13 protein-coding genes are annotated in these 13,093 nt (G+C 67.9%); 7 read left to right on the top strand and 6 right to left on the bottom strand.

Going from position 1 to position 13,093, the window contains the following annotated elements:
• Positions 1-429: 429 nt before the first annotated feature.
• Together ACU4E7_RS14965 and ACU4E7_RS14960 are read left to right on the top strand one after the other, a co-directional pair.
• Complete coding sequence (locus ACU4E7_RS14965; RefSeq protein WP_447019310.1) at positions 430-705, top strand: zinc-finger domain-containing protein; 276 nt, start codon at positions 430-432, stop codon at positions 703-705.
• 33 nt (positions 706-738) lie between these two features.
• A complete protein-coding gene (locus ACU4E7_RS14960) occupies positions 739-1,926 on the top strand; it encodes an FAD-dependent monooxygenase (RefSeq protein ID WP_238121793.1) in 1,188 nt (395 codons plus the stop codon).
• 9 nt (positions 1,927-1,935) lie between these two features.
• On the opposite strand, the gene ACU4E7_RS14955 is transcribed toward ACU4E7_RS14960, so the two are convergent.
• The 3 genes from ACU4E7_RS14955 to ACU4E7_RS14945 form a co-directional block, all read right to left on the bottom strand.
• Complete coding sequence (locus ACU4E7_RS14955; RefSeq protein ID WP_447019309.1) at positions 1,936-2,637, bottom strand: VIT1/CCC1 transporter family protein; 702 nt, start codon at positions 2,635-2,637, stop codon at positions 1,936-1,938.
• A gap of 84 nt (positions 2,638-2,721) precedes the next feature.
• Positions 2,722-3,699 (bottom strand): glutathione S-transferase family protein, encoded by a 978-nt coding sequence (locus tag ACU4E7_RS14950; RefSeq protein ID WP_447019308.1) that lies wholly within the window; start codon positions 3,697-3,699, stop codon positions 2,722-2,724.
• Between the two features lie 115 nt (positions 3,700-3,814).
• Positions 3,815-4,273 (bottom strand): PACE efflux transporter, encoded by a 459-nt coding sequence (locus tag ACU4E7_RS14945; RefSeq protein WP_238121790.1) that lies wholly within the window; start codon positions 4,271-4,273, stop codon positions 3,815-3,817.
• A gap of 382 nt (positions 4,274-4,655) precedes the next feature.
• On the opposite strand from ACU4E7_RS14945, the gene ACU4E7_RS14940 reads away from it, so the two are divergent.
• Complete coding sequence (locus tag ACU4E7_RS14940; protein WP_238121789.1) at positions 4,656-5,150, top strand: GNAT family N-acetyltransferase; 495 nt, start codon at positions 4,656-4,658, stop codon at positions 5,148-5,150.
• Positions 5,151-5,179: 29 nt separating this feature from the next.
• On the opposite strand, the gene ACU4E7_RS14935 is transcribed toward ACU4E7_RS14940, so the two are convergent.
• Positions 5,180-5,632, bottom strand: coding sequence for a DUF6790 family protein (locus tag ACU4E7_RS14935; protein WP_447019307.1), 453 nt, complete (start codon positions 5,630-5,632; stop codon positions 5,180-5,182).
• Between the two features lie 40 nt (positions 5,633-5,672).
• Positions 5,673-6,230: a LuxR C-terminal-related transcriptional regulator gene (locus ACU4E7_RS14930; RefSeq protein WP_447019306.1), complete on the bottom strand. Its 558-nt coding sequence runs from the start codon at positions 6,228-6,230 to the stop codon at positions 5,673-5,675.
• 216 nt (positions 6,231-6,446) lie between these two features.
• On the opposite strand from ACU4E7_RS14930, the gene ACU4E7_RS14925 reads away from it, so the two are divergent.
• The 4 genes from ACU4E7_RS14925 to ACU4E7_RS14910 all read left to right on the top strand — a co-directional run bounded on the left by ACU4E7_RS14925 (position 6,447) and on the right by ACU4E7_RS14910 (position 11,427).
• Entirely contained in the window at positions 6,447-7,994 is a 1,548-nt protein-coding gene (locus ACU4E7_RS14925; protein WP_447019305.1) for an AMP-binding protein, read from the top strand.
• A gap of 81 nt (positions 7,995-8,075) precedes the next feature.
• Positions 8,076-8,882 (top strand): SDR family NAD(P)-dependent oxidoreductase, encoded by an 807-nt coding sequence (locus ACU4E7_RS14920; protein WP_238121785.1) that lies wholly within the window; start codon positions 8,076-8,078, stop codon positions 8,880-8,882.
• A 36-nt stretch (positions 8,883-8,918) separates the two neighbouring features.
• Positions 8,919-10,130 (top strand): ABC transporter substrate-binding protein, encoded by a 1,212-nt coding sequence (locus ACU4E7_RS14915; protein ID WP_447019304.1) that lies wholly within the window; start codon positions 8,919-8,921, stop codon positions 10,128-10,130.
• A gap of 226 nt (positions 10,131-10,356) precedes the next feature.
• Positions 10,357-11,427: a DUF3616 domain-containing protein gene (locus tag ACU4E7_RS14910; RefSeq protein WP_447019303.1), complete on the top strand. Its 1,071-nt coding sequence runs from the start codon at positions 10,357-10,359 to the stop codon at positions 11,425-11,427.
• Positions 11,428-11,558: 131 nt separating this feature from the next.
• Here the strand turns inward: ACU4E7_RS14910 and ACU4E7_RS14905 are convergent, their stop codons facing one another.
• Positions 11,559-12,995: a class II 3-deoxy-7-phosphoheptulonate synthase gene (locus ACU4E7_RS14905; protein ID WP_447019302.1), complete on the bottom strand. Its 1,437-nt coding sequence runs from the start codon at positions 12,993-12,995 to the stop codon at positions 11,559-11,561.
• Positions 12,996-13,093 lie beyond the last annotated feature (98 nt).

The raw sequence follows: 13,093 nt of genomic DNA, 5'->3' as shown, positions 1-13,093 counted from the left end.
CCGATGGAGCGGAAAGACGTCGCAGCGACGACAAGCGGGACCGCGACGACCCGGGCGGGAAACCAGCGACGGGCTTTTCCAACGTGCGAGCGATCAACTGCGGGCTATCGGCCTCGAGCGATCCGTCTCACCCTGCGCCCATCATGCCGGCTGGCGATGGGACGCCACCGGCACGTTCGCACGCGCCAAAAGGGCGCGGATCGAGGAGAGCGCGACGGAAGAGAGGACGATACGGGCATGCGGCATGGATCCATCCTCCCTTGCTGCGTGGAACGTAAGCGGCAAGGCTAACGGAGCGCGCCGTGCTCTTCAACCCCGGCGCCATCCGCATGGCGCATCCGCGCCCGGTGCGCCCGCGGGCCCCCTTTCATCCGTGCGGCTCAGGGGGTAAGGTCGCGCCGGCTTTCTAGATCCTTTACAGGCAGGACCATGGCGGACACCGGCATTCCTCATTTCTGCAACGACCTCGGCCTCACGGTCATCGAGGTGGGCAGCAAGGAGTTCATGTGCATCGGCGCAAAGCCGCCGTTCGACCATCCGCACATCTTCCTGGATCTCGGCGAGGACACCGAGAAGGTGTGCCCCTATTGCTCCACCCTCTACCGCTACAATCCGGCCCTTGCCGCCGGCGCCGCCCAGCCGGCGGCGTGTGTGTGGCATGATGAGGGCGACGCTCATGAGGGCGACGCGCGCTCTGCCGCCTGAACCATCAGCCGGCCCGAGCCGGCGGTCGTGACCATGACAGATCCCATTCCCTTTCGCCCCCGGCCGAAGACCGCCGCCCGCAGCGCGGTGGTGGTGGGGGGCGGCATTGGCGGCCTCGCCTGTGCCCTCACCTTGCGGCGGGCAGGGCTCGCCGTTCAGGTGGTCGAGCGGGCGAAGAAGCTGCGCGAGGTAGGCGCCGGCCTCCAGCTCACGCCCAACGCCACGCGAATCATCCGGGATCTCGGGCTTCTCGATCGCCTCCAGGAGGTGGCGGTGGCGCCGCTGGCGCTGGAGGTGCGCGACGGGCGCAGCGGCGCGCCGCTGACGCGGGCGGACTATGCGCCCGCCGCCAGCCGCTTCGGCGCTCCCTTCCTGGTGGTGCACCGGGCCGATCTGCAGAACCTGCTGGCGGAAGCCGCCCGGGAAGCCGGCTGCGCCATCGCCCTCGGGGCCGATCTCACCAGTGTGGAGCCCGCCTTCGGCAGCGTGCGCGCGGTGGTGAACCAAGGCGGCGATCTCATCGCCCACGGCGCCGACATCCTGGTGGGAGCCGATGGCGTGCGCTCGGCGGTGCGGGCCCATATGGGGGCCATGGCGGCGCCGGTATTCGCCCATCGTGTCGCCTATCGCGCCACGGTGAACCTGCCCGCCGGCTATCCCTCCGAGGTGCGGCTCTATCTCGGGCGCAACGCCCATCTGGTGTGCTATCCGGTGAAGGGCGGCACCACCTTGAATCTCGTCGCCATCGTCCACGAGCCCCAGCCGGTGGCGCGCTGGAACGCGCCCGGCGACAGCGCCGCGGTGCACGCGGCATTCGCCGGCTGGGCCCCCGAGGTCCGCGAGCTGTTGAAGAGCGCCCCGCACTTCCTGTGCTGGGGCCTCTACGATATCGACCCGCTGCCGCGCTGGAGCTCGGGCCGGGTGACCCTGCTGGGCGACGCCGCCCACGCCATGCTGCCATTCCTCGCCCAGGGCGCCGCCCAGGCCATCGAGGATTCAGCGGCGCTGGCCGCGGCCCTTTCCGCCCATGGCGATGCCGGCGCCGCGCTGAAGGCCTATGAGGCGGCCCGCCGCAGCCGCACCGCCCGCATCCAGCGCGAGGCGCGGCGCAACGGCATCATCTACCACCTCTCCGGCCCGCCGCGCTTTGCCCGCGATCTGGTGATCCGCCGGCAGGGCAACGCTTTGCTCGACCGCTACGATTGGATCTACGCCGCCTGACGCCGCCGCTCACACCGCCGCGCCCACCAGATGGCCGATGACGGCGGTGACCGCCATGGCGAGCGCGCCCCAGAAGGCCACCCGCACCGTCGGCTTGAGCACGCTCGCCCCGCCCATCTTCGCGCCCACCGCGCCGAGCACCGCCAGCAGCACCAGCGACACCGCCGAGATGACGATGGCCTGCAGATGATGGGGCGTCACCGCCGCGGCGATGATGGGGACAATGGCGCCGCCGGAGAAGGTGGCGGCAGAGGTGAGCGCCGCCTGGATCGGGCGGGCGGCCACCACCTCGGAAATGCCCAGTTCGTCGCGGGCATGGGCGCCCAGCGCATCCTTGGCCATGAGTTGCTCGGCCACCTGCAGGGCTAGATCCGGCGCGACACCCCGCTCCACATAGATGGCCGCAAGTTCACGCTTCTCATGCTCGGGCATGGTGGCGAGCTCGCGCCGCTCGCGGGCGAGATCCGCCTCTTCCGTATCGGCCTGGGAGCTCACCGAGACGTATTCGCCGGCGGCCATGGACATGGCGCCGGCGACGATGCCCGCGATGCCCGCCACCAGCACCTCTTCCGCCGAATTGGCGGCGGAGGCGACGCCCACCATGAGGCTGGCGGTGGAGATGATGCCATCATTGGCGCCGAGCACGGCGGCGCGCAGCCAGCCGATGCGATCCACCAGATGGCGTTCGGAATGGGGATGGTGCGGGTTCACGCAAAGCCTCTAAATGATCGCCGGAACAGACCCTTCCTGCACACGGGCGCTGACAGCCGTACGACACTTTAGAGGACTTTCAAACTAGGAGACGCGATTCCGAAAGCGATCCCGATCATGGGGCGCGTCGAGATCCAGCAGTGGGCCGACGGGCACGATGCCGGTGGGGTTGATGGTCTTGTGGCTCTCGTAATAGTGCCGCTTGATATGGGTGAAATTCACCGTGGGGCGGATTTCCGGGCGCTGGTAGAGCGCGCGCAGATAGCTGGACAGGCTCGGATAATCGGCGATGCGGCGGATGTTGCACTTGAAGTGCCCCACATAGACCGCATCGAACCGCACCAGGGTGGTGAACAGGCGGATGTCCGCCTCGGTGAAGGCATCGCCGGCCAGATAGGCCTGGCCGGCCAGGATCTCCTCCAGGGCATCGAGCCGGCGGAACAGCACGCCCACCGCCTCCTCATAGGCGGCCTGGGTCGTGGCGAATCCGGCCTTGTAGACGCCGTTGTTCACCTCGTCATAGACCACCGCATTGATGGCATCGATGGCCGGGCGCAGGGGCTCGGGATAGTAATCGTCCGTCACATCGGTGAACGCCGAGAAGGCGCTGTTGAACATGCGGATGATCTCCGCCGATTCATTGCTGACGATGGTGGCCCGCTCTTTGTCCCACAGTACCGGCACGGTGACGCGGCCAGTATAAGTGGGGTCGGCGGCGGTGTAGATCTCATGCAGCCGGGTCTTGCCCAGCAGCGGTTCAGGCGTATCGAAGGTCCAGCCCTCGCTCCCCATGAAGGGATCGACCACGCTGACCGAAATCACCGCGTCGAGCTTCTTCAGCGCCCGCATGATCAAGGTGCGGTGCGCCCAGGGGCAGGCCAGCGAGACATAGAGGTGATAGCGGCCGGCCGCGGCGGGAAAGCCGCCCTCCCCGGTCGGGCCCGAGGCGCCGTCGGCGGTGATGAAGTTGCGGAAGCGGGAGGCCTGCCGTTGGAACCGGCCACCGGTGGCCGCGGTGTCGTACCATTGGTCGTGCCAGACGCCGTCGACGAGAAGGCCCATGCGCGTTCCTCCGCTGACCGGTGAAGCCTGCGCTCCTCTTGCCCCGCCAGCGCGCGGCTGGCCAGCCCCACGGCGGAAAAGCCCGCTTGCAGCGATGCAGAAACCCGCGCGCCCCTCAGGCGCCGCGCGAGGTTCCCTCCGTCGGCGCCTCCAGCGGGCGGGCAGAGGCCGGCAGGCCGAAGACCGTATCAAATGCCAGGTTGAAGCTGAATCCGTAGACGACGAAGAAGGCTACCAGGCCAATATCGTAGACCAGGGCTTCCAGCAGGGACACGTCGAGCCACCAGGCCATCAGCGGCACCAGCAGCAGCACCAGGCCGAGCTCGAACCCCAGCGCATGGGCCACGCGGCGTCGAAAGCTGCGGCCACGCACGCTCTGTCGCCGCTCCCAGGCTTCAAACACGCTGTTGAAGGCGAAATTCCAGACCATGGCGATGGTGGAGCTGGCAATGGCCACCCCCACCGTCTGGTCCACCTCATGACCGGCGAACACGGCAAGGCCGAGGCTGACGAACACCACCCCGACCGCCTCGAACAGGACGACATAAAGGGTGCGGCGGATGAGTGGTGACATGCTCTCCGTGGTCCACTGAAGCGACAGTGCCGGCACCCTATGCGAAGCGGCCACCGCGCCGCAACGCCGCGTTGCGCGCGGAAAAGGCGCCGTCGGCCCGCACGGGGGAACCACAGCCGCTGGACCCGGGCCGGCCGCCATGCTATCGGCGCTGCGTGTCCGGAGACGAGACAGCAGGCGGGACAGCAAAGATGGGCGTGCGGCTGCAGCGACGACGATAGGATGTGACGTGCCTTTCGCGCGCGATCGCGCCTTTTCGCCCGGCGCCCTTTCGCAAGCCTCCACCCGCCCCTTCGCCCCGTGTGCGCCCGCCCCGCGACCCGTCCGGCCTTTGTCCGGCGCCTCCGGCGATCGCACCGCCTGAGATCAGATTCCCGGCCCCATGACCGAACTTCCGCTCACCATCGCCCTTGAGACACCCAACGACGATACGGCCATCGACCGGCTGCATGCGCGCACCTTCGGCCCCGGCCGGTTCGCCCGCACCGCCTTCCGCATCCGCGAGCAGGTGGGGCACGCCCGCGCGCTCTCCTTCACGGCGCGGGTGGGCACCATGCTGGTGGGCTCGGTGCGGCTCACGGCCGTACATATCGGTAGCACACCCGCCCTGCTGCTGGGCCCGTTGACGGTGGAGCCGCCGTTTCAATCGGTAGGGATCGGCGCGCGGCTGATGGATGCCGCCCTAACCGCCGCCCGCGCCGCCGGCCACCGGCTGGTGATCCTGGTGGGGGACGAGCCCTATTATGCCCGCTTCGGCTTCAAGCGGGTGCCCCCCGGCGCCGTCACCCTGCCCGGCCCGGTGGACCCCGCCCGCCTGCTGGTGGCGGAACTGGTGGAGGGCGCCTTCGCCGGGGTCTCCGGCCAAGTGAATGGTTAAAGCTGAACGGTTGAAACGGAGTTCGGCCCTCAGCCGATCCGCGCCAGCAGCAGCGCCGCCAGCACCACCGCCAGGGCGAGGTCGGAAACCATGGCAATGGTCTCCTTGCCGTTGCGCGCCTTGACGGTCGCATGCTGCAGGCCGGCGAGACCGAAGAAGAGCGCGCCGGTGACGGCCGCCGGCACGGTGAAGGCGGGCGAGACCGCCGAGAGAAGCGCCAACAAGGCGATGGACGTGTTGGCGAAGCCCAGTTCGCGGATCACCACCCGCGCGCGCGGATCCGCAATATCGAGCAGGCGCGCGGTGAAGTCCGGCTGGGCCATCTGCTTCAGCCCCGCCAGCAGCAGCCGCACGCCGATGCCGAAGACTACGAACCAGCCGAGCGCCACCGCCGCCGGCGCCCCGCCCCCCACCGCCAGCTCAAGCACGGTGGCCAGCAGCGGTAGCGCCAGCATGGTCAGCACGATGACAGCGAGATACATCCGCCCCCTCAATTCGGTATGACCATGCCCGGCGCGGGGCTCAGCCCAGCCCGCCCTTGATGCGGGCGTTGAGCTCGGCGGCGTTGCGCACCTTCAGCTTGCGCATCAGGCGCAGGCGATGACCTTCCACCGTGCGCGGTGACAGGCCCATCAGTTTGGCGATCTCCTTGGAGGTGCGCCCGCGCGCCACGTGGCAGGCCACATCCCGCTCCCGCCGCGACAGGGCGCCATCGAGATGGGCCGGGGTCGGCAGCTCGGTGAAGCTCCAGACCGCCCGCGCCAGAGGATCGGCCGGGGTCAAGGTGCGACCCGCCACCCGGCACCAGAATAATTCACCGTCGCTGCGCCGCATGAAGCGCTCGTCGACGAACTGCCCGCGGTCCCGCAGCGGCGCCATCCAGCGGTCCGCCACATCGGCGAAGGTATCCACCGACGGGTAGATCTGCACCAGGGAACGACCGATGAGCGCATCCGCCGCATGGCCGAACAACAGGGCGAAGGCGCCATTGCAAGCCTGAATGATGCGGTGGCGCGACAAGGCGAGGGCCACCGGGGCCTCCAGGAAACCAATCGCGAGATCCTGATCGTCGCCGCTCATGCTCCCCCCATCGCATCACGTAATTTTACGCATTGCCGCGGCCCTGTCACCCGGGCTTTGCTGGCGGCACACAACACGCGACGCCGGACCACCGGCGCGCCCTCAGGCAGGAAACGGGAAGCATCGCTCCCCCCGGGAAGGATCCATGACGCCACAGCGCTGCGGCCGCATTGCCGCCCCCCGCCCTTCTTGCGCCCATCTGGCCCGGCCTGCGCGATGAACGTCGCCCGCTGGCTGCTCGCGAGCGCCCATCTCCACCCTGAAGCCCCGGCCCTGCTGTGCGGCACCACCGTGGAGGCGGACTACGCCACTTTCGCCCGGCGTGCCGCCGCCATCGCCCGCGCGCTCACCACCACCTACGGCGTGGTGCCCGGCGACCGCATCGGCGTGTTCATGACCAACCGCACCCGCTACCTCGAATGCCTGTATGGCATCTGGTGGGCGGGCGCGGCGGCGGTGCCGGTGAACGCCAAGCTGCACGGGCGCGAAGCGGCCTGGATCTTCGCCAATGCGGAAACCCGCCTCGCCTTCGCCGCCGACCACACCCTGGAGGCGCTGGTCGAGGTGGCCGATAGCGAGAGCCTGCCCCAGCTGGTGGATGTGGAGAGCGCGGAATTCGAGGCCATGCGCACGCTCGTCAATGGCCCTCTCGGCGAACCTTGTCCGCAGGAGGCCGACGATCTCGCCTGGCTGTTCTATACCTCCGGCACCACCGGCCGCCCCAAGGGGGTGATGCTGAGCCACGGCAACATGGTGGCCATGTCGCTCGCCTATCTCGCCGATGTGGATACGGCGCGGCCCGAGGATGCCATCGTCTATGCCGCCCCCATGTCCCATGGGGCGGGGCTCTACAATTTCATCCATGTGCGGGTGGCCGCCCGCCACGTGGTGCCCGCCTCCGGCGGGTTCGATGCGGATGAGGTGCTCGATCTCGGCCACGCGCTGGGCAACCTCACCTTCTTCGCCGCCCCCACCATCGTCCGCCGCCTCACCGATGCGGCCAAGAAGCGGGGCGAGACCGGCACCGGCATCAAGACCATCATCTATGGCGGGGCGCCCATGTATCTGGCCGATCTCGAAGAGGCCATCGCCGTCATGGGCCAGCGCTTCGTGCAGATCTATGGCCAGGGCGAAAGCCCCATGACCATCACCGCCCTCGCCCGCGCCTTCCATGCCGACACGGCGACCGCCACCGGCCGCGCCCGCCTCGCCTCGGTGGGCACGGCGCAGAGCGTGGTGGAGGTGCGCATCGCCGACGCCAGCGGCGCGCCGGTGCCGGCCGGCGAGACCGGCGAGATCCTGGTGAAGGGATCGCCCGTGATGCTCGGCTACTGGCGCAACCCCAAGGCCACGGCCGATGCCATCCGCGACGGCTGGCTGTTCACCGGCGACCTCGGCCGGCTGGATGGCGACGGCTTCCTCACCCTCACCGACCGCTCCAAGGACGTGATCATCTCCGGCGGCACCAACATCTACCCGCGCGAGGTGGAAGAGGCGCTGTTGACCCATCCGGCGGTCAGCGAGGTCTGCGTGGTGGGCGAGCCGGACCCGGAATGGGGCGAGAATGTCGTCGCTTATGTGGTGACCGCCCCCGGCGCCGATGTGTCCGACACCGAGCTCGACGCCCATTGCCTCGCCCACATCGCCCGCTTCAAGCGCCCCAAGCGCTACGAGCGGCGCGAGGAACTGCCCAAGAGCAATTACGGCAAGATCCTCAAGACCGTGCTGCGGGCCGAGATCGCCGCCCGCGGCACAGCCTCTTGAGACCAATGACGCGCGTCGCGAAACGGCGCGCCGCCACGCCTGGAGACACGGGCGGGCACGAACCATCAGGAGGAGAACATCATGGGAGAGCGGCTATCCGGCAAGGTGGCGCTGGTGGTCGGCGCGGGCTCGGCAGGGCCTGGCTGGGGCAATGGCAAGGCGACCGCCGTGCTGTTCGCCCGCGAGGGCGCCAAGGTCTTCTGCGTGGATCGCAACCCGGACGCGGCGGCGGAAACCGTCGAGATCATCCGCTCCGAGGGCGGCGAGGCGGAAGCCTTTCAGGCGGATGTGGGAAAGCATGAGGACATCGCGGCTTTCGTGGCCGCCTGCGCGGCGCGCTTCGGGCGCATCGACGTGCTCGACAACAATGTGGGCCTGGCCGAAGTGGGCGGCGTGGTGGAGCTGCCGGAGGAGACCTGGGACCGCATGTTCCAGATCAACCTCAAGAGCTGCTTCCTGGCCATGAAGCATGTCATTCCGATCATGGAGCGCCAGGGCGGCGGCTCCATCATCAACATCTCGTCCATCGCCTCTCTGCGCTACACCGGCGTGCCCTACGCCACCTATTACGCCACCAAGGCGGCCATGAACCACCTCTCGCGCACCACCGCGGTGGAATATGCGCCCAAGCATATCCGCGTGAACTGCGTGATGCCCGGCCTCATGAAGACGCCCATGGTGGAGGTCTCCGCCGGGCTCGCCAAGAGCTATGCGGGGGGCGACGTGGAGGCCATGTGGAAGGCCCGCGACGCGCAGGTGCCCATGGGCCACATGGGCACCGCATGGGATGTGGCCCACGCGGCTTTGTTCCTGGCCAGCGATGAATCCAAATACGTCACCGGGCTCGATCTGGTGGTGGATGGCGGCGTCACCTTGAAAATGGCCTGAGATGCAGTAACAGTTGTCCCTATCGGGAGGAATAATATGAAAATGCGTTCTCTGCTGCTGGCAGCAGCACTCTGCGGCCTCGCCACTTCCACTGTGCGGGCTGATGACAGCACTGTGAAACTCGGCGTCCTCAATGATATGTCCGGGCTTTATGCCGACATTTCCGGGCCCGGCTCGGTGGTGGCCGCGCAGATGGCCGCCGATGATTTCATGGCCAAGAACAAGGGCTTCAAGGTCGAGGTGGTGGGCGCCGACCACCAGAACAAGCCGGATGTCGGCTCGGCCATCGCCCGCAAGTGGTACGACCAGGACGGCGTGGACGCCATCATGGACGTGACGACCTCGTCGGTGGCGCTGGCGGTGAGCGATGTCACGCGCGAGAAGAACAAGGTGTTCCTCATCTCCGGCGGCGGCTCGTCCGACCTCACCGGCGCCAAGTGCTCGCCCAACAACGTGCACTGGACCTATGACACCTGGGCGCTGGCCAACGGCACCGGCGCCGCTCTGACCCGCCAAGGCGGAACGCCCTGGTTCTTCATCGTCGCCGACTACGCCTTCGGCGCGGCGCTGGAGCGCGACGCCTCCGCCGCCGTGAAGAAGGCCGGCGGCACCGTGAAGGGTGCGGTCAAGCATCCGCTGAGCGCCACGGATTTCTCCTCCTTCCTGCTGCAGGCGCAGTCGTCCGGCGCCAAGGTGATCGGCCTCGCCAATGCCGGCTCCGACCTCATCAACGCCATCAAGCAGGCCTCTGAATTCGGCATCACCGAAGGCGGCCAGTCCCTGGCCGGTCTGCTGATCTTCTCGGCCGACGTGAAGGCCATGGGCCTCCAGGCGGCCCAGGGACTGCTGCTCACCGAAGCCTTCTATTGGGACCTGAACGACGACACCCGCGCCTTCTCCAAGCGCTTCGCTGACAAGTTCAATGGCAAGATGCCCACCTCCACCCAGGCCGGCGTCTATTCCAGCGCCATGCACTATCTGAACGCCATCAAGGACGCCAAGACCAAGGATGCCCCGAAGGTGATGGCGCAGATGCGCACGACCCCCATCGACGATCCGCTGTTCGGCAAGGGCGAGGTGCGCATCGACGGCCGCGCGACCCATCCCATGTATCTGTTCAAGGTGAAGAAGCCGTCGGACTCGAAGGGCCCTTGGGACCTCTATGAGCTGGTGGCCACCATTCCCGCCGACGAAGCCTTCCGGCCGCTGGCCGATGGCGGCTGCCCGCTGGTGACCCAGGCCAAATAAGGAAGATGGGCACGTAACAAAGCGGCCAACGAAAAAGCGGCCTCTGCCCCTTTGCTGCCCGGCGGACCCGGGACCTCCAGGCCCTCCCTTGTGGAGGGCCTTTTTTCGTCTTCGCAACAAAGAGATGATCGAAAATATTCAGCCTTACGGGCGATGCGGCCGATAGGCGTCAGCTACAGCTTTTGATATAGATTTATCCATCGCACTATCCTTGCGGGAGGCTGCTTTGCGGATCCTGGTCACGATTGCGCTGCTCGGTCTTGGTCTCCATGCCGCCCATGCGGACATCATACCCGCCTCACAACCCTGGAGCGTGGCGCCACCGTTCGCGCCGGGGGCGGATAACGGAAAGCCGCTCTCCGCCAACAAGGCGCTGAGCGGCGCGGCCTGCGTGACCGGAACGCCCCATTGCCTCGCCGTCAACGACGAAGGCCGCTTCGCCCAATTCTTCACCCTTGGCACCGGCACCATCACCCCCGGCGCCATCATCGGCCTGCTGCCGGCCGTGATTAATAATGGCAAGCAGAAGGAGCTCGATGCGGAGGGCGTCGCCTACGTCCCACCCGAACAGCCCGGCGCGCCCGGCCATTACTACGTCACCGGGTCCCACGGCCTGTCCCGCGGCGGCAAGCTGCAGACCTCTCGCTTCTTCGTGCTGCGTTTCCCAGTGGATGCGGCGACCGGCCAGCCGACCTTCGCCTTTAGCGCCGACACCGCGGCCCCGGAGATCGCCCGCACCGACCGCCTGCGCGCGGCGCTGCGCGCCTTGCCGAAGGTGGGGCGCTTTGCCGAGGAGCAGCTGAACGAGAACGGCATAACCATCGAAGGATTGACGGTTGTGGGCCGCACCGCGCTGTTCGGCCTGCGCAGCCCGTGCATCGACCGCCACGCCTTCGTGGTCCAGGTGCCCCTCGCCGGGCTGTTCGACGCCACAACCCCGCTCGCGGCCTCCGCCACCCCCTTGGCCCTGGGCGACAATGCCGGCATCCGTGATCTGGCGCGCGTGATAGACGGCGTGCTCCTCCTCAGCGGACGCAGTGATGACCAGCGCAGTGAGCGCGCCGAGCGCAGCGGGGCCTGCGGCCGACCGGGCGCCCGCCCGCTGCCGGCGGTGTGGTTCTGGAGCGGCGTCGCGGGCGACCCTGCCAAGCCCCTCGGCACCTTGCCCGGGGTCTCCGACGACATGGCGGCGGAAACCCTGCTCGTCCTCAGCGAAGACGAGACCTCCTATCGGGTCCTGGTGCTGTTCGACGGCAAGGCCGATGGTGCGCCGGCCGAATTCATCATCAAGAAATAGAAAAGAAAAACGCCCGGCGCGTGTGACACGCCGGGCGCCTCTCGTTTCATCGGCCTTGGCGATCCCCGCGCGCCCCGATCAGGCCCGGCGAGGTCTGCCCATGCCGCATCCGCTCACTCAGCGGCTTCGGCTCACTCCGCGGCTTCCACCTGGGAGCGGCCACGGGCCTGCCGGTCGCGCTTCAGCAGCTCGGCCACCAGGAACGCGGTCTCGATGGCCTGCTCCGCGTTAAGGCGCGGATCGCAATACGTATGATAGCGATCGCGCAGCCCCTCGTCGGTGATGGCGCGGGCGCCGCCGGTGCATTCGGTGACATCCTTGCCGGTCATCTCCAGATGCACGCCGCCGGGATAGGTGCCCTCGGCCGCATGCACGTCGAAGAAGGCGCGGATTTCTGCCTGCACCCGGTCGAACGGCCGGGTCTTGTAGCCGGACGCCGCCTTGATGGTGTTGCCGTGCATGGGATCGCACGACCACACTACGGTGCGGCCTTCCTTCTCAACCGCCCGCACCAGAGCCGGCAGATGGTCGCCCACCTTGTCCGCGCCGAAGCGGCAGATCAGGGTGATGCGGCCGGCCTCATTGTCGGGCTGGAGGATGTCCAAGAGGCGGATGAGGCCCTCCGGCGTCAGCGACGGGCCGCATTTGATGCCGATGGGATTCCGAATACCGCGGAAATACTCCACGTGCGCATGGTCCGGCTGGCGGGTGCGATCGCCGATCCACAGCATGTGGCCGGAGGTGGCGTACCAGTCGCCGGAGGTGGAATCGACCCGGGTCAAGGCCTGCTCATAACCCAACAGGAGCGCCTCGTGGCTCGTGAAGAAATCCGTGGAGCTCAATTCGGGATGGCTCTTCGGATCGATCCCGCAGGCGCGCATGAAGTCCAGCGCCTCGGTGATGCGGTTCGCCAGTTCCTGGTAGCGGGAGGACTGGGGCGAATCTTTCACGAACCCCAGCATCCAAGCATGGGCGTTGGCGAGGTTGGCATAGCCGCCATTGGCGAAGGCGCGCAGCAGGTTCAGCGTCGCCGCGCCCTGGCGGTAGGCCTCGAGCTGGCGGCGCGGATCCGGCACGCGGGCCGCTTCCGTGAAGGCGATGTCGTTGATGATGTCGCCGCGATAGCTGGGCAGCGTCACCCCGTCCACGGTCTCCAGGTCGGAGGAGCGCGGCTTGGCGAACTGACCGGCGATGCGGCCCACCTTCACCACCGGCGAGGAGCCGGCGAACGTCAGCACCACCGCCATCTGCAGGAAGACGCGGAAGAAATCGCGGATGTTGTCGGCCGAGTGCTCCTCGAAGCTCTCGGCGCAATCGCCGCCCTGCAGCAGGAAGGCTTCGCCCTGCGCCACACGGGCGAGCTCGGCCTTCAGCTTGCGCGCCTCACCGGCGAACACGAGCGGCGGATAGGAGGCGAGCTTCGCCTCGACTTCGGAGAGGACCACCTTGTCCGGATACTCGGGCATCTGGACGCCAGGATAAAATCGCCAGGAATCCGGACGCCAGCCTTCGGCGCGGCGGGGAGCCTGGGCGCCAGAGAGAGGTGCGGATTGCGGGCGGGTCACCATTTGACTCTCCATCTGTTCCCCGGTGAGGGACTGCCCCTCGCCGGACCCGGGCTGGCGTTCCTCTTGTGTTCGCCCAGCCGGAAGGCGGGCTTATACAC

It is taken from the genome of Xanthobacter sp. ZOL 2024, assembly GCF_052932325.1.
Note: the sequence above shows the minus strand (reverse complement) of the source record. Positions and strands in the feature narration are given on the sequence as shown.